General features: G+C 75.5%; 15 protein-coding genes. 7 read left to right on the top strand and 8 right to left on the bottom strand.

Features of this window, described 5'->3' with window-relative positions; all coding sequences use genetic code 11:
* Nucleotide 1: 1 nt before the first annotated feature.
* Nucleotides 2-646, bottom strand: coding sequence for a glycerol-3-phosphate 1-O-acyltransferase PlsY (plsY, locus tag M0638_RS17435; RefSeq protein ID WP_248668277.1), 645 nt, complete (start codon nucleotides 644-646; stop codon nucleotides 2-4).
* A gap of 7 nt (nucleotides 647-653) precedes the next feature.
* Nucleotides 654-1,928, bottom strand: coding sequence for a dihydroorotase (locus M0638_RS17430; protein ID WP_248668276.1), 1,275 nt, complete (start codon nucleotides 1,926-1,928; stop codon nucleotides 654-656).
* 99 nt (nucleotides 1,929-2,027) lie between these two features.
* Between M0638_RS17430 and M0638_RS17425 the strand changes: the two genes are divergently transcribed.
* On the top strand, nucleotides 2,028-2,282 hold the full coding sequence (locus M0638_RS17425) for a hypothetical protein (RefSeq protein ID WP_248668275.1): 255 nt from the start codon (nucleotides 2,028-2,030) through the stop codon (nucleotides 2,280-2,282).
* A 92-nt stretch (nucleotides 2,283-2,374) separates the two neighbouring features.
* Here M0638_RS17425 and M0638_RS17420 read toward each other — a convergent pair whose 3' ends face one another.
* On the bottom strand, nucleotides 2,375-3,211 hold the full coding sequence (locus tag M0638_RS17420) for an IclR family transcriptional regulator (RefSeq protein WP_248668274.1): 837 nt from the start codon (nucleotides 3,209-3,211) through the stop codon (nucleotides 2,375-2,377).
* Nucleotides 3,212-3,644: 433 nt separating this feature from the next.
* Here M0638_RS17420 and M0638_RS17415 point away from each other — a divergent pair, with 433 nt between their 5' ends.
* Nucleotides 3,645-4,598 (top strand): cupin domain-containing protein, encoded by a 954-nt coding sequence (locus tag M0638_RS17415; protein WP_248668273.1) that lies wholly within the window; start codon nucleotides 3,645-3,647, stop codon nucleotides 4,596-4,598.
* Between the two features lie 214 nt (nucleotides 4,599-4,812).
* Here M0638_RS17415 and M0638_RS17410 read toward each other — a convergent pair whose 3' ends face one another.
* Nucleotides 4,813-5,232: a DUF3597 domain-containing protein gene (locus M0638_RS17410; protein WP_248668272.1), complete on the bottom strand. Its 420-nt coding sequence runs from the start codon at nucleotides 5,230-5,232 to the stop codon at nucleotides 4,813-4,815.
* A gap of 393 nt (nucleotides 5,233-5,625) precedes the next feature.
* Between M0638_RS17410 and M0638_RS17405 the strand changes: the two genes are divergently transcribed.
* The 4 genes from M0638_RS17405 (at nucleotide 5,626) to cysS (ending at nucleotide 10,298) form a co-directional block, all read left to right on the top strand.
* Nucleotides 5,626-6,006 carry a hypothetical protein gene (locus M0638_RS17405; protein WP_248668332.1) on the top strand — a complete coding sequence of 127 codons (381 nt, stop codon included), beginning with the start codon at nucleotides 5,626-5,628 and terminating at the stop codon, nucleotides 6,004-6,006.
* 28 nt (nucleotides 6,007-6,034) lie between these two features.
* On the top strand, nucleotides 6,035-7,363 hold the full coding sequence (gene gltX, locus M0638_RS17400) for a glutamate--tRNA ligase (protein WP_248668271.1): 1,329 nt from the start codon (nucleotides 6,035-6,037) through the stop codon (nucleotides 7,361-7,363).
* Between the two features lie 189 nt (nucleotides 7,364-7,552).
* Nucleotides 7,553-8,629: a hypothetical protein gene (locus M0638_RS17395; protein ID WP_248668270.1), complete on the top strand. Its 1,077-nt coding sequence runs from the start codon at nucleotides 7,553-7,555 to the stop codon at nucleotides 8,627-8,629.
* 214 nt (nucleotides 8,630-8,843) lie between these two features.
* The gene (cysS, locus tag M0638_RS17390; protein WP_248668269.1) at nucleotides 8,844-10,298 is read left to right on the top strand and encodes a cysteine--tRNA ligase; all 1,455 of its coding nucleotides are present in this window, start codon (nucleotides 8,844-8,846) and stop codon (nucleotides 10,296-10,298) included.
* Nucleotides 10,299-10,627: 329 nt separating this feature from the next.
* Here the strand turns inward: cysS and M0638_RS17385 are convergent, their stop codons facing one another.
* Nucleotides 10,628-12,106, bottom strand: coding sequence for a lipopolysaccharide biosynthesis protein (locus M0638_RS17385; protein WP_248668268.1), 1,479 nt, complete (start codon nucleotides 12,104-12,106; stop codon nucleotides 10,628-10,630).
* A gap of 758 nt (nucleotides 12,107-12,864) precedes the next feature.
* Nucleotides 12,865-13,911: a polysaccharide pyruvyl transferase family protein gene (locus tag M0638_RS17380; RefSeq protein ID WP_248668267.1), complete on the bottom strand. Its 1,047-nt coding sequence runs from the start codon at nucleotides 13,909-13,911 to the stop codon at nucleotides 12,865-12,867.
* Between the two features lie 692 nt (nucleotides 13,912-14,603).
* Here M0638_RS17380 and M0638_RS17375 point away from each other — a divergent pair.
* Nucleotides 14,604-15,608 (top strand): Bug family tripartite tricarboxylate transporter substrate binding protein, encoded by a 1,005-nt coding sequence (locus M0638_RS17375; protein ID WP_248668266.1) that lies wholly within the window; start codon nucleotides 14,604-14,606, stop codon nucleotides 15,606-15,608.
* A gap of 137 nt (nucleotides 15,609-15,745) precedes the next feature.
* Here M0638_RS17375 and M0638_RS17370 read toward each other — a convergent pair whose 3' ends face one another.
* Nucleotides 15,746-17,413, bottom strand: a complete 1,668-nt coding sequence (locus tag M0638_RS17370; protein ID WP_248668265.1) for a N,N-dimethylformamidase beta subunit family domain-containing protein — start codon at nucleotides 17,411-17,413, stop codon at nucleotides 15,746-15,748.
* Nucleotides 17,410-18,540: an aminotransferase class IV gene (locus M0638_RS17365; protein WP_248668264.1), complete on the bottom strand. Its 1,131-nt coding sequence runs from the start codon at nucleotides 18,538-18,540 to the stop codon at nucleotides 17,410-17,412. The genes M0638_RS17370 and M0638_RS17365 overlap by 4 nt, the downstream gene beginning before the upstream one ends.
* Nucleotides 18,541-18,781: the final 241 nt, after the last annotated feature.

Here is an 18,781-nt window from a genome sequence, read left to right as displayed (position 1 = left end):
TCTACGCGCCGCGGCCGATTCGCGGCTCGGTCCCGGCCAGCAGCCGTCGGATGTTGCCCTGGTGCCGGTACACCACCAGCAGCGCCACCAGCAGCGCGAACAGCGCCAGCTTCCAGCCGCCGAGCAGCGCCAGCACCGGCGTCACGGCGCAGGCAACCATCGCGGCCAGCGAGGAGAGGCGGGTGGTGAAGGCCACCAGCAGCCACGCCGCCGCCGCCGCCAGCCCCAGCCACCACGAAGCCGCCAGCAGCACGCCGAGCGCCGTCGCCACGCCCTTGCCGCCCTTGAAGCCCAGCCAGACCGGGAAGGCGTGCCCCAGCATGGCGCCGAACCCGGCCACCAGCCCGAGCCAGGGCGTGGCGCCCCAGGCCATCGTGCCGCCCAGCAGCGCCCCCGGCAGCACCATGGCCCCGCCCGCGCCGCCGAGCCACACCGCGACGGCGCCCTTCAGCGCGTCCAGCAGCAGCGTCGCCGCCGCCAGCCCCTTGCGCCCGGTGCGCAGCACGTTGGTCGCGCCGATGTTGCCCGAGCCCACCTTGCGGATGTCGCCGAGCCCGGCGGCGCGGGTCAGGAGCAGGCCGAACGGGATGCTGCCGAGCAGGTAGCCCAGCAGCAGGGTCGGCAGGGCGGTCAGGAGCGGCGCCACGGTCCCGCTACCCGAACACCCGGCGGCCGGCCTTCCAGGTGCCCATCACCCGCCCCTCCAGCGCCCGCCCGTCGAAGGGCGAATTCTGCGCCTTGCCCGGCAGGCTGCCCGCCGTGACGCGCCAGGAGCGTTCCGGGTCGAACAGCACCAGGTCCGCCGGCGCCCCCACGGCCAGCCGCCCGGTCTCCAGCCCCAGCAGCGCCGCCGGGCGCGACGTCAGCAGCGCCAGCGCCTCCAGCAGCCCGAGGTCGCCGCCATGCACCCGCGCCAGCGTCACGCCGAGCAGCGTGGCGAGGCCGGCGCCGCCGGCGGCCGCCTGGGCGAAGGGCAGGCGCTTGTCGTCCGCGTCGCGCGGCTGGTGGTCGGAGGCGACGGCGTCGATCGTCCCGTCGCGCAGCGCCGCCACCACGGCCAGCCGGTCGGCTTCCGCGCGCAGCGGCGGCGAGAGCTTGGCGTAGGTGCGGAAGTCGCCGATCGCCGTCTCGTTCAGGTCGAAGTAGGGCGGCGCCGTGTCGCAGGTGACGCGCAGCCCCTCGGCCTTCGCCGCGCGGATCAGGTCCAGCGCCGCCCCGGTCGAGACATGCGCGAAGTGGACGTGCCCGCCGGTCAGCCGCGCCAGCGCGATGTCGCGCGCGACCAGGATCGACTCGGCGGCCGGCGGGATGCCGGGCAGGCCCATCCGGGTCGCCAGCTCGCCCTCCGTCGCGGCGCCGCCGGCGGCGAGGCTCGGGTCCTCGGGGTGCTGCACGACGAAGGCGCCGAAGCCGCGCGCGTAGGAGAGGGCGAGGCGCATGGTCCGCGCGCTGCCGATCGCGTGGGCGCCGTCGGTGAAGGCGATCGCCCCGGCCTCCTTCAGCAGCCCGAGTTCGGCCATCTCCTTGCCCGCGCAGCCGCGCGTCACGGCGCCGTAGGGCAGGATGGTCACCGCCCCGGTCAGCTCGCCGCGCCGGATCGCGAATTGCAGCAGCGCCGGATCGTCCAGCGCCGGCTCCGTGTCGGGCAGGGCGCAGAGCGTGGTGATGCCGCCGGCCGCGGCGGCCTGCGCGGCCGAGGCGATGGTCTCGCGGTGCTCCGCGCCGGGCTCGCCGAGGCTGGCGCGCAGGTCGATCAGCCCCGGTGCGAGGCAGGCGCCGCGCCCGGCGACGCGCTCGGCGCCTTCCGGCGCCTCCACCTCGGCCCCGAGCGCCGCGATGCGGCCGTCCCGCACCAGCAGGCCGCCTTGGGTATCGAGGCCGGTCGCCGGATCGAGCAGCCGGACATCCGTGAGCAGCAGATCGCGCATGCCCGGCGTTATAGAGGCAATGCCGATTCCCGCCATGGGGTGGGGAACCCCCGGGAGAGACCCCGGGCGGGCGGCGAGGCGGGAAAGCCCGGAGGACGGATGCCCGAAGGACCGACGAACGAACTGGACGCCCTGCTCGACGCGCTGGAGCGCTGCCAGGCGGCCCGCCGCGAGGCGGTGGCGGGCGCGGGGGTGGACGCCGAGGCGGCGACGGCGGCGCAGCGGGATCTCTGGGACCGGCTGACCGCGATCGTCGATGCGCGGGTCGTGGCGGCGCTGCGCGCGGCGGGGGTGGCGAGGCGGGTCGGGGCGGAGGAGGAGGACAGGCGCACCGCGCACGGGACGGATGACTGACGGCGGGGCGAAGGGGGGACGGATGGAGGCGGGCGGGCGAGGGGGGATGGGCGAGGGGAGGCGGGCGTGACGGACGGGCCCGCCGCGCCGCGTCAGCCGCCGGGCACGTGGCCCAGCGCCGCCGACAGCGCCGCCGCCGCCTCCGTCACCGCCGCGCGCAGGCCGCCCGCCAGCTCGGCCTCGCCGGCCTGCCCGGCGACGGTGGAGATGTTGATCGCCGCCACCACCCGCCCGGTCACGTCCCGCACCGGCGCCGCGACGGCGGCGACGCCGGCCTCGAAGCTCGCGCTGCTGATCGCGTAGCCGCGCGCCCCGTCCTCGGCGAGCTGCGCCGACAGGGCGGCGAGGCTGCCGGGCGTCGTCGCGGTGAACCGGCGCATCGCGTCGCCGCCGTAGAGCCGCGCCAGGGCCGGCGCGTCCAGCGCCGAGAGCAGCACCCGCCCCATGGCGGTGGCGTGCGCCGGCAGCCGGCTGCCCACCTCGACGTTGCTCGCCACGGCGCGGCGCGTCGCGGCGCGGGCGAGGTAGAGCACCTCCGCCCCCTCCAGCACGCCCAGATGCGCCGACCAGCCGGTGCGGTCGCGCAGCGCCTCCAGGAAGGGCATGGCGACGGCGACGATGTCGCGGCCCGCCAGGAAGCCGTAGCCCAGCCGCAGCACCTGCGGCCCCAGCGCGTAGCTGCGGCTGCGCGGGTCGTGCGTCAGGAAGCCGAGATGGTCCAGCGTGTAGACCAGGCGGTAGGCGGCCGAGCGGGTGACGCCGATCGCCGCCGCCAGCTCGCTCAGCGACAGGTTCTGCCGCTCCCGGCTGAACGCCTGCAGCACGGCGAGGCCGCGGATCAGCGCCGGCACCAGGTAGCGCTCGTCGACCGGCTCGCCGGAGCGGCCGGGCAGGAGGTCGGGTTCCGGATCGGGTGCCGTGCTGCTCATCTGGCCCATGCCTCCTCGGTCCCGGCGGGCCGGCGCGGCCCGCTGCCATGCGTCCGGGCGGGTGCGCGTGACCGCGCGGCCGGCCGGACGGCCGGCGCCACGGGAGGAGCGTTCGTCCCGCGAGGCCGGCAGGCCCAGGAAAGGCCCGGATCGCGCGCTCCTGTCCAGCCCGTCCTGTCCGAATGGCCGGCCCGGCCGTTCCGTCCCGGCTGCCCGGAGGGCGGGATGGCGGGCCGGGGCGACGGGCCGCTCGTGCGGCGGGTCGGCCCGGGTGGCGGCCGGGCCGGGGACATGTGCCGATATCGAAATTAGTTTACTGATAAAACTAGGTATAGCCTGCAAAATTCTTCTTGCCGGAAGCGCCCGATACCGGCATTCTCCCGCCACGCCCAGCCCGCCAGTCCGAACCCGCCAGCCCGAAGGAGCCACCCCGATGAACGTCATCACGAACCCGACCCGCCCGGCCCTGCAGGACGAACTCCTGCGCAACGTCGGCCGGCACGTGAACAAGTCGTTCGACTGGAACGCCTTCCCGAGCAATGCCGGCTTCCCCGAGCTGGCGCGGGCGCAGATGCGCTACATCGGCGCCGGCGGCTCGCCCAAGGTGGGCGACACCTCCACGCTGAAGCCCGAGCACTTCACGCTGAGCCTGATCCACAAGCCGGTCGGCAACTACGCCGCCTGCCACTCGCACGAGATCGAGGAGAGCTTCCTCATCATCGACGGCGTGCTGACCGTGGGCTGGGAGCGGGACGGCGAGGTGGTCGAGGTGCGCCTCGGCCCGAAGGACATGATCCTGAACGCCCGCGACGTCGGCCACGGCTTCCGCAACGACGGCGTCGAGCCGGTGCTGATGTCGATCAGCGTGGACGTGGGCAAGCCGCTGCCGCCGGTCTACCTCTACCACCCGAAGAACACCGCCCCCGAGCTGGCCCGCTCCTTCGGCGCCGAGCCCGGCCGGACGCTCCACTTCGACCGCAACAGCGACCACCCGCTGCAGCAGCAGATGTCGCGCAACGTGATCCGCTTCACCGAGCAGCCGACCATCTGGGAGTCCGCCGGCTTCGCCCGCAAGGTCTATGTCGGCGAGGGCGGCATCCAGAACGACACGGCCCGCAAGGAGATGCTGGGCGTGCCGCGCGGCGTCGGCGTGAAGCCCTATGTCCGCGACGTCGAGGACGCCTTCTTCGTGCTGGAAGGCAGCCTGACCGTGGGCTGGGTGGACGAGGCCGGCCGCACCGCCGAGGCCGAGCTCGGCCCGCGCGACCTGCTGCTCACCCCGGCCGGCCGGCCGCACTGGTTCCGCAACAACGGCATGACCGACGCGGTGGTGTGGAGCGTGATCGGCGAGCCCGGCGCCGAGAAGGTGCGCTTCCAGGCCGCCTGACCGCGACCCGGATGCGAGTCCCGATCGGATGGAAGCACCCGATCGGGCGAGGATGCCCGAGAGAACGGGGAGCCGGGGCGGGTCCGTGCGCCGTGGCGAACGGGCTCCTCTCCGGCTTCCTTCCCGGCCTCCCGGCGCCGGAAGGCGCCGGTCCCGCGCGCGGGACCTGTGCTGGCAAGGGGTCGGCACGGGTCGGGACCCGTGCCGCCCGGCATCAGTCCTTCAGGTCGTCGGGCACCTTGCCGCCATTCGCGGCCAGCTTGGTCATGACCTGCTTGTGCAGCCAGATGTTCATCGGCGCCGTGTCGTTCGGGTCGCCGGTGTAGCCCAGCTCCTTGGCCAGCTCCTGGCGGTTCTTCAGGCTGCTGTCGAGGCCGAGCAGCGTCATCAGGTCGACGATCGAGGTACGCCAGTTGGAGGGACGGCCGCTCTTGGCCGCGAGGTCGCTCAGGACCGCCTCGACATCGACCTGCGGCGCGCCGGCGCCGCCCGGGGTGGCGGGCGCCCCGCCGGTCGCCGGGGTGCCGGCGGTGCCGCTGGGGGGAGCGCCGGCGGTGGAGGGCGTGGCGGCCTCCGACGGCGCCGCGTTGGCGTGGCCGAAGATCTTGGACAGGATCGAGCCGAAGACGCTCATGGTCTGGGTTCCTCTCAGGATTGGACCGTGCCCACGACAACGGCGCCGCTGCCGATGGGTTCAGCATGGTTACGATGGAACCCGCCGGCCCGGCCCGGCAAGCGCGACCGGGCCGTGCGCCGTCGGCCGCCGGAGCCGGCCCGCGGAACCGCGGCCGGACGGGACCGCATCCCGCCGGGCCGATCCGGGAAGCCGCGGCGCCGGCGCGCGCCGCCGGCCGGGGCCCGCCGGCCCGGCCCCCGGGCCCCGCCGCGGCGGCCATGCCCCGGTTGACCCGTCCGGGCCGCCTCCCTAGCTTCCGGCCCGTGAGGCGGGGGCAGGCCGGCGCCGTGGCGCGTCCGGCCCGCCCGCCGCTCCCCGCCCGCCCCCCCGCCCGTCGCCCGGAGACAGCGTATCTTGAGCGATCTTTTCGCGCCGGAGGGCGGCTGGACCGTCCGCATCCGGGACCTTTCCGGCGCCAACGGCTCCGAGCCCGTCGAGGTGGTGAAGGGCTTTCCGAGCCTCGCCCAGGCCAACGCCTTCGCCCGGCGCTACGTGCGCGACAGCGTGGAGCGCTGCCGCGCCCCGGGCCTGCCGCCCGAGAAGGTGCTGGAGACCTGGTTCGCCTTCGGCGAGGACGCCGAGGTGGTGGGCGCGCCGGAGGGCCAGGACTGGCGCAGCGCCGCCGAATTGCAGGACTTCGTCCGCAGCCCGGTGCGCGACGCGGAGGACCGCAACTGGCGCGTCCTCGACCCGCGCCGCGACGAGGCCGACGAGGCGGAGACGGAGGAGTGAGCGCGCCGGCCCCGGCGGGAGCGCGCGCGTGAAGACCCGCTTCGCCCCGTCCCCCACCGGGCTGCTGCATGTCGGCAACGCGCGCGTGGCGCTGGCCGCCTGGCTGGTGGCGCGCCGGCAGGGTGGGCGCTTCCAGCTCCGCCTCGACGACACCGACACCGAGCGCTCGAAGCCCGAATACGAGGCGGCGATCGAGGAGGATCTGCGCTGGCTCGGCCTCGACTGGGACGAGCGCTTCCGCCAGCGTGACCGGCTCGACCGCTACGCCGCCGCCGCCGAGCGGCTGAAGCAGGCCGGCCGCCTCTACCCCTGCTTCGAGAGCGAGGAGGAGCTGCGCGTCAAGCGCGAGCTGCGCCTCAAGCGCGGCAAGCCGCCGGTCTACGACCGCGAGGCGCTGAAGATGACGGCCGAGCAGCGCGCCCGCGCCGAGGCGAACGGCAAGCAGCCCTACTGGCGCTTCCTGCTCTCCAACGCGACGGTGGCCTGGCAGGACGGCGTGCTGGGCGAGCGGCACGTCAAGCTGCCCGCCGTCTCCGACCCCGTGCTGCTGCGCGCCGACGGCACGCCGCTCTACACCTTCACCTCGGTGGTGGACGACCTGGAGAGCGGCGTCACCCACATCATCCGCGGCGAGGACCACGTCACCAACACCGGCGTGCAGCTCGACCTCTGGGCGGCGCTGGGCGGCAACCCGCGCGGCATCCACTTCGCCCACCTGCCGCTGCTGACCGGGCCGGACGGCGAGGCGCTGAGCAAGCGCCTCGGCAGCGTCTCGCTGCGGCAATTGCGGCGGGACGGGGTGGAGCCGGCGGCGGTGGCGGGCTACCTCGCGGCGCTCGGCACCTCGCGCGACCCGCATCCGGGGCTGCCGCGCGACCTCGTGGCGGAATACGAGATCGGCCGCGTCTCGCACTCCACGGCGCGCTTCGACCCGCGCCAGATGCTGGCGCTGAACCGGAAGCTGCTGCACGGCCTGCCTTACGAGGCGGTGCGCGACCGGCTGCCGGAGGGGGCGGACGCGGCGTTCTGGAACGCGGTGCGCGGCAACCTCGACATGCTCGACGAGGCGCGGCCCTGGCTGGAGGTGGTGCGCGGCCGCATCGTGCCGCCGCCGCAGCCGGGGGAGGAGGACTTCCTGCGCGCCGCGCTGGAGGCCCTGCCGCCCGAGCCCTGGGACGAGACGACGTGGGGCGCCTGGACCGGCGCGCTGCGGGAGGCCACGGGGCGCAAGGGCCGCGCGCTGTTCCTGCCGCTGCGCCTGGCGCTGACCGGCGAGGAGCACGGGCCGGACCTCAGGGCGCTGCTGCCGCTGATCGGGCGCGAGCGGGCGGCGGCGAGGCTGGGCGGCGGGGGGTAGGGCGGATCGCCCCCGGAGGCGGGGCGGAGGGCGGCCAGAGCATTTTCAGGCCGGGTGTCCTCACCCGGCGACCCGGAAAATGCGCAAAACCAAAAGGCTGGAGCCGTGAATCCGCTTGTCCACGGCGGGGCGCCAGCACAGGATCGTCGCGACAGGAAAACGAGCCTGTCCTGGCGAGGGGGAGGCGGGATGGCGCCTGCACCGGCATGGCGGCGGGGTATCGCCATCCTCGCGGGCCTCGTTGCGCTGGCGTCGTCGCCGGGACATGCCGGGGCCGGGGCACCGACGGTCCGCCAGGGCGATTGCGTGCTGGTGGACAGCGATGCCGGCCTCGACGACCTGCGTGCGCTCGCCGTGCTGGTGCCGTATCGCCGCATCGTGGCGGTGGTGGTGACCGAGGGGCTGGCCTCGCCGGCCGGCGGGGTGCGGGCGCTGCGGGAATTCCTGGGGCCCGGCATCCCGGTGCTCCAGGGCGCCGGGCCGTCGCGGCCGCCGGACGATCCGCGCATCGACGGCCGCCGGCTGCCCGACTGGCGCCGCACGGCCGAGACGCTGAACGGCACCTTCCCCGCCGGCGGCCCCGCCGGGGCGCCCCCCGCCGCCGGCACCGGCGCGGCGGCCGCGCCGGGGGACGCTCTGCCGGCCGGGCTGGCGCCGCTCCTGGCGGGCTGCGAGCGGCTGACGGTGCTGGCGATCGGCCCCTGGTCCTCCTTCCTCGCCTACGCGCCGCTGTTGCTGGCCCGGGACTGGCGCGAACCGCTGCGGGTGGTCGCCCAGGGCAGCCCCTATCCCGACGACGAGGAGAACGGCCGGCCGGAAGGCTGGAATTGCGCCTATGACCGCCCCGCCTGCGAGAAGGCGTTCGCGCTGCTGACCGGCCACGGCATCCGGGCGCGCTGGGTGGACATCCCGCAGGGGCCGAGCCATTGCGGCACCGCCGAGCCGGGCCGCACCGAGGAAGGGCGGGTGCAGTACGCCTTCCATCCGACCCTCGGCATGGCCTATGCGCTGCCGCCGGACGGGCTGGCCGGCAAGGTGTCGGCGATCCTGCGCCGCGATGCGGCGGGCTGGGCCTTCACCTCCCTCTGGGACGATCTCGCGGCCTTCTACCTCCTGGCCCCCGACCTGTTCGCGCGCATCGACACGTCGGGCCGCTTCGGCGGGCATTTCGAGCCCTGCCGCGCCGCCGAGACGATGCGCGGCATGCTGGTGCGCGCCATGGCGGGCCACTGGACCGGCGCCTGGCCCCTGCATCCGGGCCCCTGAAGCCGGCCCTCGTTCCGTTCCGTGATCCGGTCTTCCGATCCCGGCCGCCGGCCCGGTGCCCGACGCATGGTCCCGGTGCCGTGACCCTGGCCCGCGCGCCCCCCACTGGACGCGGGCGCCCGCCTCCCCGATACCCTGATCCCTCGCCCGGGATCCCCTCCCGGCTCCCCGCTTCCGGTCACGGCCGGCCCTGCCAGGTTCCGAACACCAGACCATGTCCGACACCGCCGACACGCTCCTGCTGCACGACAGCCTGACGCGCGCGAGGAAACCCTTCGCGCCGATCGACCCCGACAACGTCCGGCTCTACGTCTGCGGCCCGACCGTGTACGACCTCGCCCATATCGGCAACGCCCGGCCGGTGGTGGTGTTCGACGTGCTGGCGCGGCTGCTGCGGCGGCGCCACCCGCGCGTCACCTACGTGCGCAACATCACCGACGTGGACGACAAGATCAACGCGCGCAGCCTGGAGACGGGCGAGCCGATCGGCGCCATCACCGCGCGCACCGCGGCCGAGTTCGAGCGCGACATGGCGGCGCTGGGCTGCCTGCCGCCGGACGTGGAGCCGCGCGCGACGCAGCACATCCCCGAGATGATCGCGATCATCGAGCGGCTGATCGCGGGCGGGCACGCCTACGCGGCCGAGGGGCACGTGCTGTTCTCGGTGGCGAGCGACCCCGGCTACGGCCGCCTCTCCGGCCGCTCGCCGGACGAGCTGCTGGCGGGCGCGCGGATCGACGTCGCGCCCTACAAGCGGGACCCGGGCGACTTCGTGCTGTGGAAGCCCTCCACCCCCGAGCTGCCGGGCTGGGACAGCCCCTGGGGGCGCGGCCGGCCGGGCTGGCACATCGAGTGCTCGGCCATGGCCTGGCGCTACCTCGGCGAGGCGTTCGACCTGCACGGCGGCGGGCACGACCTGATCTTCCCGCACCACGAGAACGAGATGGCGCAGTCCTGCTGCGCCTTCCCGGGCACGGGCTTCGCGCGCACCTGGGTGCACAACGGCATGCTGCTCGTGAACGGCGAGAAGATGTCGAAGTCGCTCGGCAATTTCGTGACGGTGCGGGACGTGCTGGCGAACGGCCCCTGGGCGGGCGAGGCGTTCCGGCTGCTGCTGCTGAAGACCCACTACCGCATGCCGCTCGACTACGCCGTTTCGCGGCTGGAGGAGGCGCGGGGCGAGCTGGACGATTTCTACAACGCGCTGTTCAAGGCGCCGGCGACGGACCCGGCGGCCCCCATCGTGGCCGAGATGGCCGGGTGGGCGCTGGCGCCGCTGCTGGACGACCTGAACACGCCGCTGGCGCTGGCGCGGCTGCACGACCTGCGCACGCTGGAGAACGTGGCGAGCACCGGCGGCTCGGCCACCGCCGTGCTGGGGCGCATCGGGCGTGCCTGGCACGCGGCGCCGGGCCAGGCGGCGGCGGCGATCCGCGCGGCCGGCGCGGTGCTCGGCCTCTACCAGTCGGACCCGAAGGCGTGGCGCCAGGGCGGCGCGGCCGAGGGCGATGCGGGCGGGGCCGAGGCGGTCGAGGCGGCGATCGAGGCGCGGCTGGCGGCCCGCAGGCGCAAGGACTGGGCCGAGGCGGACCGCATCCGCGCCGAGCTGGCGGCGCAGGGCATCGTGCTGGAGGACGGGCCGAAGGGGACGAGCTGGCGGCGCGGCTGACGCGCCGCCGGCTGCCGCCGGGGCCCAGGCATCGCGGGCGGCCGGCTGCCGGCCGGCCCGGCGGCGGCGGCCGGGGCGGCGTCGCGGCCCGCGGGGCCTCGACGGCGGGGCCTCGACGACGGGCAAGGCGGCCGGGGCGCTTGCCCCCCGCCTTGCCGGACGAGGGGGCAGGGGGCTGCGCCCCGGCGCGGGGTCCGGGTCGGCGCCCCGGAAGGGGGCGCGGACGCCGCCGGCGAAGGCCCCCGGGCGCGGCCGCCATCGGCGCGGCGGGTCTCCCGGGTGCCGGGAGGGCGGCCGGGGGCTTTCCCCGCCGCCCCCGGCCGGCGGGATCAGCCGCTGGAGCCGGGCGCGGCGCGGCGCGGCAGGGGCAGCGGCAGGCGGTTGCGGAGCTTGAGCAGGATCGGCTCGGCGGCGTCGGGCATCAGCCGCCAGGCGAGCAGCGCGTAGAGCACCGCCCCGCCCGCACCCACCGTCAGCACCGTCCAGAGGGGGCCGATCCGGCCGACCAGCCAGTGATGCGCGAGGGCGGCGGGGATCGCCATGCCCAGCGTGGCGAGCAGCGGCCGGCTCAGCGCGCGCAGCACCGACTGGACGCGCAGGCCGGCGATCCGCGCCAGCAGCCAGTAGACCAGCGGCCAGAGCAGGTAGGCGCGCACGACGTGCGAGACCGCCATCGCCACCACGCCGAAGGGCGCGGCGAGCAGCGACAGCGCCGCGCCGATCGCCACCTGCACCAGCGTGACGTTCATCCCCCACTGCGCCTTGCCCATGGCGTTCAGCGTGGTGAAGGCGAAGGCGCTCGGCACGGCGGGCAGGACCAGCAGGCAGAGCACCTGCGTCACCTGCGCGGCGGCGGACCACTTCTCGCCGAACAGCACCAGCATGGCCGAGGGGGCGACGGCCGCGAAGCCGAGGAAGGCGGGATAGGCGAGCACCGCCGTGCCCTGGGCCAGCGACACCATGCGCGCCCGCAGCGCCGGCGGGTCCGACTGCAGGCGCGACAGCAGGGGCATCGCGACCTGCGCGGCGGGCGTGACGGTGACCTGCATGATCAGGTCCATGCAGCGCCAGCCCACGCGCAGCAGGCCGACCGCCGCCGCGTCGAGGCAGAGCGCCGCGATCACCTCGTGGATGCGGCCGTTGGCGATCAGCGCCAGCGAGCTGCCGAGCATGCGGGTGCCGAAGGCGAGCATCTGCCGCGCGATCGGCAGCGAGAAGCGCAGGCGCGGCATCCAGGGCAGCGCCACCCAGACCAGCACCGCCGAGACCAGCGTGCCGACGAGCCGCTGCGCGATCAGCGCCCACACGCCCCAGCCGGTCAGCGCCATGCCGACGGCGACGATGCCCGAGGCGATGTTGGCGGCGATGTTGCGCAGCGTCAGGCTGCGGAAGCCGAGGCCGCGCGTGATGCGCGCCTCGTGCGCCGCCGAGAGGCCGGAGATCACGAAGCTGACGGAGAGGACCTGGAGCAGCGGCACCAGCTCGGGCATGCCGAAGGGCAGGGCGAGCCAGGGCGCGGCCAGGTAGAACAGCGCCGACATGACGGCGCCCGACAGGGCGCAGAGCCAGAAGGCGGTGTCCGCCGCCTCGTCCTCCAGGGTCTCGCGCTGCACGATGGCCTCGGCGATGCCGGCCCGGGCCAGGGTGCCGGCGATCTCGGCGAACATGCCCGCCACCGCCACCAGCCCGAACGCCGCGGGGCTGAGCAGGCGCGCGAGCAGCACGAACACCCCGAAGCCGAGCGCGATGCTGCTGACCGCGCTCAGCGTCGACCAGACGACGCCGCCGAGGGCCCCCTGCGCCTTCATGCCCGCGCACTCCGGCGGCGCGGCGCGGCACGGCGCGCCCGCCCCGCGACCGCCGCCCGTGCTGCCATCGGGGCTGCCATCGGGGCTGCCGGTTGCGGTCGGGCGCGGCGGCCGGATGGGACGATGCTCATGGGTGCCACGGTGCTCATTCGGTGTCGGGGAATCCGGGAATCGGGGGCCGGTCCGGCGTCCGTCGGGAGGGCGATCGCCGCCGCGCGGGGCCGTGGCGGGTGCCGTCGGGCCGTGGCCATGGCCGGGGCCGGGATGGCCGGGGCCGGGGCCGCCCGGCGACGGGGCCCGCATGATGCCGGCTCCCGCGCCGGCCGGCCAGCGCCCGCCGCGGTGATGGTCCGGCGGGACGCCGGGCGGTGGTCGGCGGTCGGCGTCGACGGGCGCGATGGCCGTGGCCGGCGGGGGCGGGTGCGGCGCCTGGACGGGGGCGCCTGGATGGACGGCACCTGGACGGGGGCGCCTGGGCCGCGGGTGGCGCGTGCCCGCGGCGGCACGTTCGTGGCGGCGCCGGCGGAAGGCCGGCGCCGGGAGGCGGCGCGGCGGCCGCGCCGGGCCGCCCGCCTCGGGTGCCGGCCCGCCGGCGCGGCCGGCGGCAGCCGGGACGCCGGGGCAGGGCGCGCGGCCTGCCCGGAGACCCGGGGCCGCTGGAGCGGAACGCAGACCGGTCGGGACTGCGTGCCGCCCCATCCCATCGTTTTCCGGGCGGATTCACGCCGCCGGGCGCAGCCGCCCTCCGGCGGGCCGCTCTAGTGGGAGGCCTGCAGGGCCCGGTCGGCCGGGGCCGGCGAGGCGGGCGCCGCCGCGAGCAGGCGGGCGAGGTCGTCCGGCCCGGAGGCCAGGCGCGCGATGCCCGCCGTGCTGGTCCAGGCCTCGTGGAAGCCCGCGACCTTGCCGTCGAAGGAGTCGAAGAAGATGTGCGGGATGTCGAGCAGGCAGGACATGATGTGCGCGTGCAGCCGGTCGGTGACGACCTCCTTGCCGCGGCTGAGCAGGTCGATGCCGAACTCGACGCGGCGCTCCGCGTACTTGCGGCGGACCGACATGCTCTGGCGGCGGAAGGGCGCCGTGAGGGAGGCGTTGAAGCGGGTGGCCCGCATCAGCCCGTAGTCGAGCCAGCTATAGAGGTCGTTCCCCTCCTGCACCCAGTCGCCGACATCCATCGAGGCGCCGCTGGCGCGGACGGTGTCGAGGATGCGGCCGTGATCCGCCACCGCCTCCTTGTCGCTGCGCATCAGGCAGAGGTAGTCGACGCTGGGCTGGCGGCGCTGGATCGGCTCCATGGCGAAGGCCATGTCCGGGCAGAGGATGGTCTCGCAGCGGAAGTGCTTCTTCGCGAAGGCGAGGCTGCGCCGGTCGCGCACCAGCAGGGTGAAGTTCCGGTGGGCGCCGATCGCCTCGGCCGTCTCGCGCAGCACGCCCTCGTCCGAGATCGAGATGCTCTGCGGCATCTGGACGATGGGCTTGTTCGGGAAGCGCCGCAGCATCTCGAGGCGGAACTCGTGGTGGGCGGGCCAGATGTCGCCGAAATTGCCGCCGCCGTGCAGCAGCAGGATGTCGGCCTGGTCGATGAAGTTGTTCGCCTTGGCCGAGTAATTCCGGAAGTCGTAGTAGAACACCTCCGCGTCCGGGAAGGAGCGGTCGATCAGGTCGAGCTCGCCCAGCAGGATCGCGCTGTCGCCGACATTCGCGTACCCCGGCGGATCGACGACGCAGATGTTGTCGGCCCGGCCCGCCATGAGCGGGACGACGATCTGCTCGATCTGGACCTGCAGCCTTTCGTGCAACTGAGGCATCAAGTCGGGTCTCCTGCAGAAATCGGCTGGTTGGCGGGTGTCGGGCCAGGGGCCGCGTGGCCGCGGGGGGACGGGCAGGGCTGCCGGCGCCCCCCTGCCGGGCGGCTGGCCTGGGTGGCCGGCTGATCGCTTTCCGAGACCCGTGAATCCAGAAATCTGGATAGACGTGTGTCAGAATTTAGTAATGCTCGTCTTCCGTGTATCATTCGCGGCGGAAGCCTCATGCAAATGAATGCTGTAGCGCATCGCCTTGATCGCAAAGGAATCACGCGAAGAAGCATAGATTGTATATGCAACTCTTGATTTTCGGGTGTCAACGATTAAAGGCGGGCGAACGGGTTTTCCCGCGCCTCGCACCGGGTTCGAATTAATAGCGAGTAACTTTCCTGCGCCTGCTTTCCGGCCCGGCCCGGCGGGTCCGGGGAGCCTGTCCCGGCCGCCGGCGGCGAGGCGGATCGCCCGGACGGGGGGCAGGGCGGGCCCCGCCGCCGACCTTCCTCCCCACGCCGGTGCGCCCGGCCGGCCCGGCACCGCGCGCACCTGCCGGCGGATGCCTTCCGGGCGGTTGCCGAGGCCCTCCCGCGCCGCCGCCGCGATGCCGCCCGGCGGGACGCCCGCCGCCACGCCGTCTGTACGGGGCGGGGCCGGCGGCGCACCTTGCGTGGCACGAACGATCGAGGAGGAACCGTCTGATGCCACGCCGTCGATGCCGGGCCGTCCGGACCTGCCTGGCCCTGGCCTGTCTCTGCCTGGCCCTGCTCGCCGCGCCGCGCCAGGGTGCGGCGCAGGGCGCGGCGCAGCCCTGGCCGCAGGAGCGGCCGGTGCGCGTCGTCATCACCTGGGCGCCGGGCGGGACCACCGACTACGTCGCCCGCCTCTACGCCCGCCACCTCGCGCAGGTGACCGGCCAGTCCTTCGTCGTCGAGAACCGCACCGGCGGCAGCGGCATCGTGGGCTGGGGCAACGTCGCGCAGTCGCGGCCGGACGGCTACACGCTGCTGATCACCGACAATTCCATCGTCACCGTGCCGCCGCTGCTGCCGGAGCCGGGCTTCGACGTGCGCGCCGCCTTCCAGCCGGTCGCCGAGCTGGTGGACTACCCGGCGGTGTTCACCGTGCCGGCCGGCTTCGAGGCGCGCACGCTACAGGAGATGGTGGCGATCGCCCGCGCCCGGCCGGAGGCGCTCGACTACGGCTCCATGGGCAACGGCTCGACCATGCATCTCTACGTGGAGGTGTTCCAGGACCTCGCCGGCATCCGGCTGACGCACGTGCCCTATCGCGGCGCCGGCCCGGCCTTCCTCGACGTGGTGGCGGGCCGCATCCAGCTCGCCCTCGCGGCGCCGCCCACCATGCTGTCGGGCATGCAGGCCGGCACGGTGCGGGCGCTGGCGATCAGCACCGGCGGCGGCCGCGTCGCGGCCTTTCCCGGCGTGCCGACGGTGCGCGAGGCGGGCTACGACTTCGACCTGAGCTACTGGTACGGCCTGCTGGCGCCGCGCGGGCTGGACCCGGCCGTCGCGCGGCGGCTGGTCGAGGCCGTGGCGCAGGTGAACGCCATGCCGGAGGTGCGCGGGCGCTTCGCCGAGCAGGGCGCGAGCCCGTTGGCCGGCGACGGCGCCGCGCTCGGCCGGCGGATCGACACCGAGCTGGCGCGCTGGGCCACGCTGGTGCGCGACAAGAACATCAGGCCCTGACGGTCGGGGGAGGGTGCCGTCGGGCCGGTGCGGCGCTCGTCGGCTCCCGGGCGGCTCACGGGTGCGGCCCCCGGGTGCGGCCCCTGGGCGGCCCTCGGATGGCCCCCGGGCGGCCCCCCGGACGGCCCCTGGGCGGCTCACGGGCCGCCGGCGTCGTCCGTCCCGGCCGGGCGGCAGAACCGGTCCAGCACGTTGCGCGTGATCGCCCCGGTGAAGAAATCCCCGGCCAGCAGCCCGCTCACCCACTCGCAGGTCGCGGCGGTGAAGACCTCGCCCCGCCCGCGCCGGAAGCTGACGACCATGCCGCTGCCGCGCGCGTGCCGGCGCACGCTCTCGGGCGAGAGATCGGGGGCCAGCATCGCGGCGCGGAAGCGCGCGTCGCCGTCGCCGAGCATCAGGGAGTCGTCGTCCTCCGGGCGGCCGGTCTCGGCCAGGGTCGCCCAGCCCATGGCCAGGATCTCCAGCCCCGCCGGCGCGCCGTCGGCGCCGGTCGGCACGGGCAGCCCGTCGGCGAAGGTGTAGTCCAGCCCGTCCACCTCGTAGCCGAAGATGCCCGCCTCGTCGCCGAACATGTCGGCGTAGCCGAGGCCGGTGCCGGCGAAGGCCCAGTGCCCGGGCCGGAACACCGTGAAGCCGCGCGGCGAGCGGCGCGCCATGCCGCCGAAGCCGGCGTAGATGCCGCGCAGCGCGTTGACGCCGAAGGTCGCCGCCCCGGGCCAGCCGACCAGCGGGTCCTCCCAGGCGCTGGTCAGGCGCGCGGCCTCCGCCGTGCCGGCCAGCGGGTCCAGCGCGCGGGCGTCGTACTTGTAGGCGACCTGCCGGCGTCCCTCCTCCTCCAGCCGGATCTGCCACATGAAGTTGCCGGCGAAGCGCGCGGCGCGGCCGCCGCGCGCGACGTAGCCGTCCACTGCCTCGCGCATCTCGCGCGTCCAGTACTCGTCGTGGCCGACGAAGACGGCGCAGGCGAAGCCGTCCAGCGCGTGGGGATCGGCGTGCAGCTCGTCCTGGGTGAGCACCTCCACGCCGTAGCCCTCGCGCTCGGCCCAGCGCAGGAAGGGGCGCTCGAAGGCGGCCCAGCCGGTCAGCGCGTAGTAGCGCGTGTAGCCGTTCAGGAAGGCCCATTCGATGCAGTCGTAGCGCGCCGGCCCGGGGCGCGCCGGCCGCTGCGCGTTCATCGAGCGCGGCGCCCCGGGCGGCAGCCAGACCTGGCCGCGCGCCCAGGGGCGCTGCGTGGAGAGCAGCGGCGAGCGGCCGCGCGGCGTGCCCGGGTGCAGCCCGTAGTAGTGGTTCGCGCCGCCCCAGTCGTTGTAGGCGGCCCAGGTGGAGGTCGCGGCGACCAGGGCGATCGGCCCGGCCGGCCGCGCGCCGCGGACGATCACCAGGTGGTGGCCGAGCGGCTGCGGGCGCGCCACCTCGGCGTCCAGGATCTCGACGAGGTAGCCGCCCGAGGGCAGGTCGGGCGGGATCTCCCAGCGGTGGAAGGCCGGCCAGTCGCAGCCGGTCTCGTAGGCGCGCTCCGGCGCCGGCAGGAAGCGGGCCGGCAGCGGGCCGAGCGTGGCCACCTCGCGCGGCGACGCCCCCTCGCGCAGGATGCGCAGCCGCACGGACCTCGCCGTGCTGGACAGGAACAGCACCGCCGTCTCCCCGGCGCGGTAGCTTCGCCGGTCGGTGTAGCACCAGGCGGCCGGGGCGCCGTCCGGCGCCGGCCGCTCGACCCAGAGCGCGCATGCCCCGGGGCGGGGGCCGGAGATCGTCTCCGGCCGCAGGTCGCCGCCCGGCCGCTCCCCGCGTGCCTCGCCGCTCATGCCGAGGCGCCGGCCGGGGGCGCCAGGGCCACGTCCGGCGGCCCCGGGTGTGGCGTGGCCACGTCCGGCGGCCCCGGGTGTGGCGTGGCCGCGTCCGGCGGTCCCGGGGGCGGCGGGGCCGCGTCCGGCGGCCCCGGGGGCGACAGGGCCGCGTCCAGCGGCCCCGGGGGCGACAGGGCCGCGTCCAGCGGCCGCACCGGCGTGGCGTGCCGCCCCTCCTCGTGCCAGCGCCAGTAGGCGTCGCGCAGGCGCAGGCTGACGGGGCCGGGGCGGTCGTTGCCCAGGATGCGGCCGCCGAGGCGCGCGCCCGGCATCACGCCGCCCGCCGTGGTGGTGGTGAAGATCTCGTCGGCATCCTCCAGCAGCGCGCGCGGGATCGGCGCCACCGCCGCCTCGATGCCGAGCTCGTCGCAGATCTCCAGCACCGTGCGCCGCGTGATGCCCTCCAGGCTGCCGCGGTCCGGCGTCAGCACGCGGCCGTCGCGCACCATGAAGACGTTGAAGCCCGGCCCCTCGGTCACGTAGCCCTCGGCGTCGCAGAGGATGGCGGTGTCGAAGCCGTGCCCGTGCGCCTCCAGCAGGCCGCCGGTCAGGTCGCTCCACTGGTAGTTCTTCACGGTCGGGTCCACCGAGGCGTCGGGCACGCGCGGCACGCCGGCGATCCACAGATGCGCGCCGCGCTCCTGCACCTCCTTCGGGATCACGTCGATCCAGGGGATGGCGTAGGCGATCAGGTGGTTGTCGCAGTCGGCCGGCCGCCGCGAGCCGGCGACGCGCGGCCGGCCGCGCGAGCAGGCCATCGACACGTAGGCGTCGCGCAGGCCGGACAGCGCGACGCAGCGGTGCAGCACCGCCTCGATCGCCGCCCGGTCCTCGGGCGGCCGCAGCTGGCGGCGCGCCATCGCGCGCTCGAAGCGGTCGAGGTGGTCCTGCAGCCGGAAGAAGCGGTTCCCGACGACGTGGACCACGTCGTAGACGACGTCGGAGCGCGTGAAGCCCCAGTCCGTGACCGGCAGCACGGCCTCGGCCATGGGCACGAAGCGGCCCCCGACATAGGCCGCGCCGCCCGCGAACCGCCCCGCTGCCGTGCCGCCCCGCGCGCCGGGGCCGTCGCCAGAATCGGTCAACCGCCGCTCTCCGTCCTGCTGCCTGCCGGCGAGCATGGGGCCGGCAGCCGCCGCGCGGCCACCCGCCGGCAGGGCGCGCCGCGTCCCGGACCCGTGGCGCGAAGGGCGGCCGGAACGGCGGCGGACGCCGGCCCGGCCGGCTGTTCGGCCTGCCGCGCCGCGCTGTAGGATGCGCCGACGCCAAGCAGGTTGGAAAAAGCCGCCACGCCATGCCAGTCAACACGGCGCCGACGCCTCGCCC

Source organism: Roseomonas acroporae, from assembly GCF_023223525.1.
Taxonomy (GTDB): Bacteria; Pseudomonadota; Alphaproteobacteria; order Acetobacterales; family Acetobacteraceae; genus Roseomonas_E; species Roseomonas_E acroporae.
Note: the sequence above shows the minus strand (reverse complement) of the source record. Positions and strands in the feature narration are given on the sequence as shown.

What these genes read in the sequence shown, in the direction of transcription:
- M0638_RS17385 (WP_248668268.1), bottom strand. Translation starts at nt 12,106, where the DNA reads ATGAAGGCGCAGGGGGCCCTCGGCGGCGTCGTCTGGTCGACGCTGAGC.
- M0638_RS17430 (WP_248668276.1), bottom strand. Translation starts at nt 1,928, where the DNA reads ATGCGCGATCTGCTGCTCACGGATGTCCGGCTGCTCGATCCGGCGACC.
- M0638_RS17370 (WP_248668265.1), bottom strand. Translation starts at nt 17,413, where the DNA reads ATGAGCGGCGAGGCACGCGGGGAGCGGCCGGGCGGCGACCTGCGGCCG.
- cysS (WP_248668269.1), top strand. Translation starts at nt 8,844, where the DNA reads ATGTCCGACACCGCCGACACGCTCCTGCTGCACGACAGCCTGACGCGC.
- M0638_RS17425 (WP_248668275.1), top strand. Translation starts at nt 2,028, where the DNA reads ATGCCCGAAGGACCGACGAACGAACTGGACGCCCTGCTCGACGCGCTG.
- M0638_RS17420 (WP_248668274.1), bottom strand. Translation starts at nt 3,211, where the DNA reads ATGAGCAGCACGGCACCCGATCCGGAACCCGACCTCCTGCCCGGCCGC.
- M0638_RS17375 (WP_248668266.1), top strand. Translation starts at nt 14,604, where the DNA reads ATGCCACGCCGTCGATGCCGGGCCGTCCGGACCTGCCTGGCCCTGGCC.
- M0638_RS17415 (WP_248668273.1), top strand. Translation starts at nt 3,645, where the DNA reads ATGAACGTCATCACGAACCCGACCCGCCCGGCCCTGCAGGACGAACTC.
- M0638_RS17380 (WP_248668267.1), bottom strand. Translation starts at nt 13,911, where the DNA reads ATGCCTCAGTTGCACGAAAGGCTGCAGGTCCAGATCGAGCAGATCGTC.
- M0638_RS17410 (WP_248668272.1), bottom strand. Translation starts at nt 5,232, where the DNA reads ATGAGCGTCTTCGGCTCGATCCTGTCCAAGATCTTCGGCCACGCCAAC.
- M0638_RS17395 (WP_248668270.1), top strand. Translation starts at nt 7,553, where the DNA reads ATGGCGCCTGCACCGGCATGGCGGCGGGGTATCGCCATCCTCGCGGGC.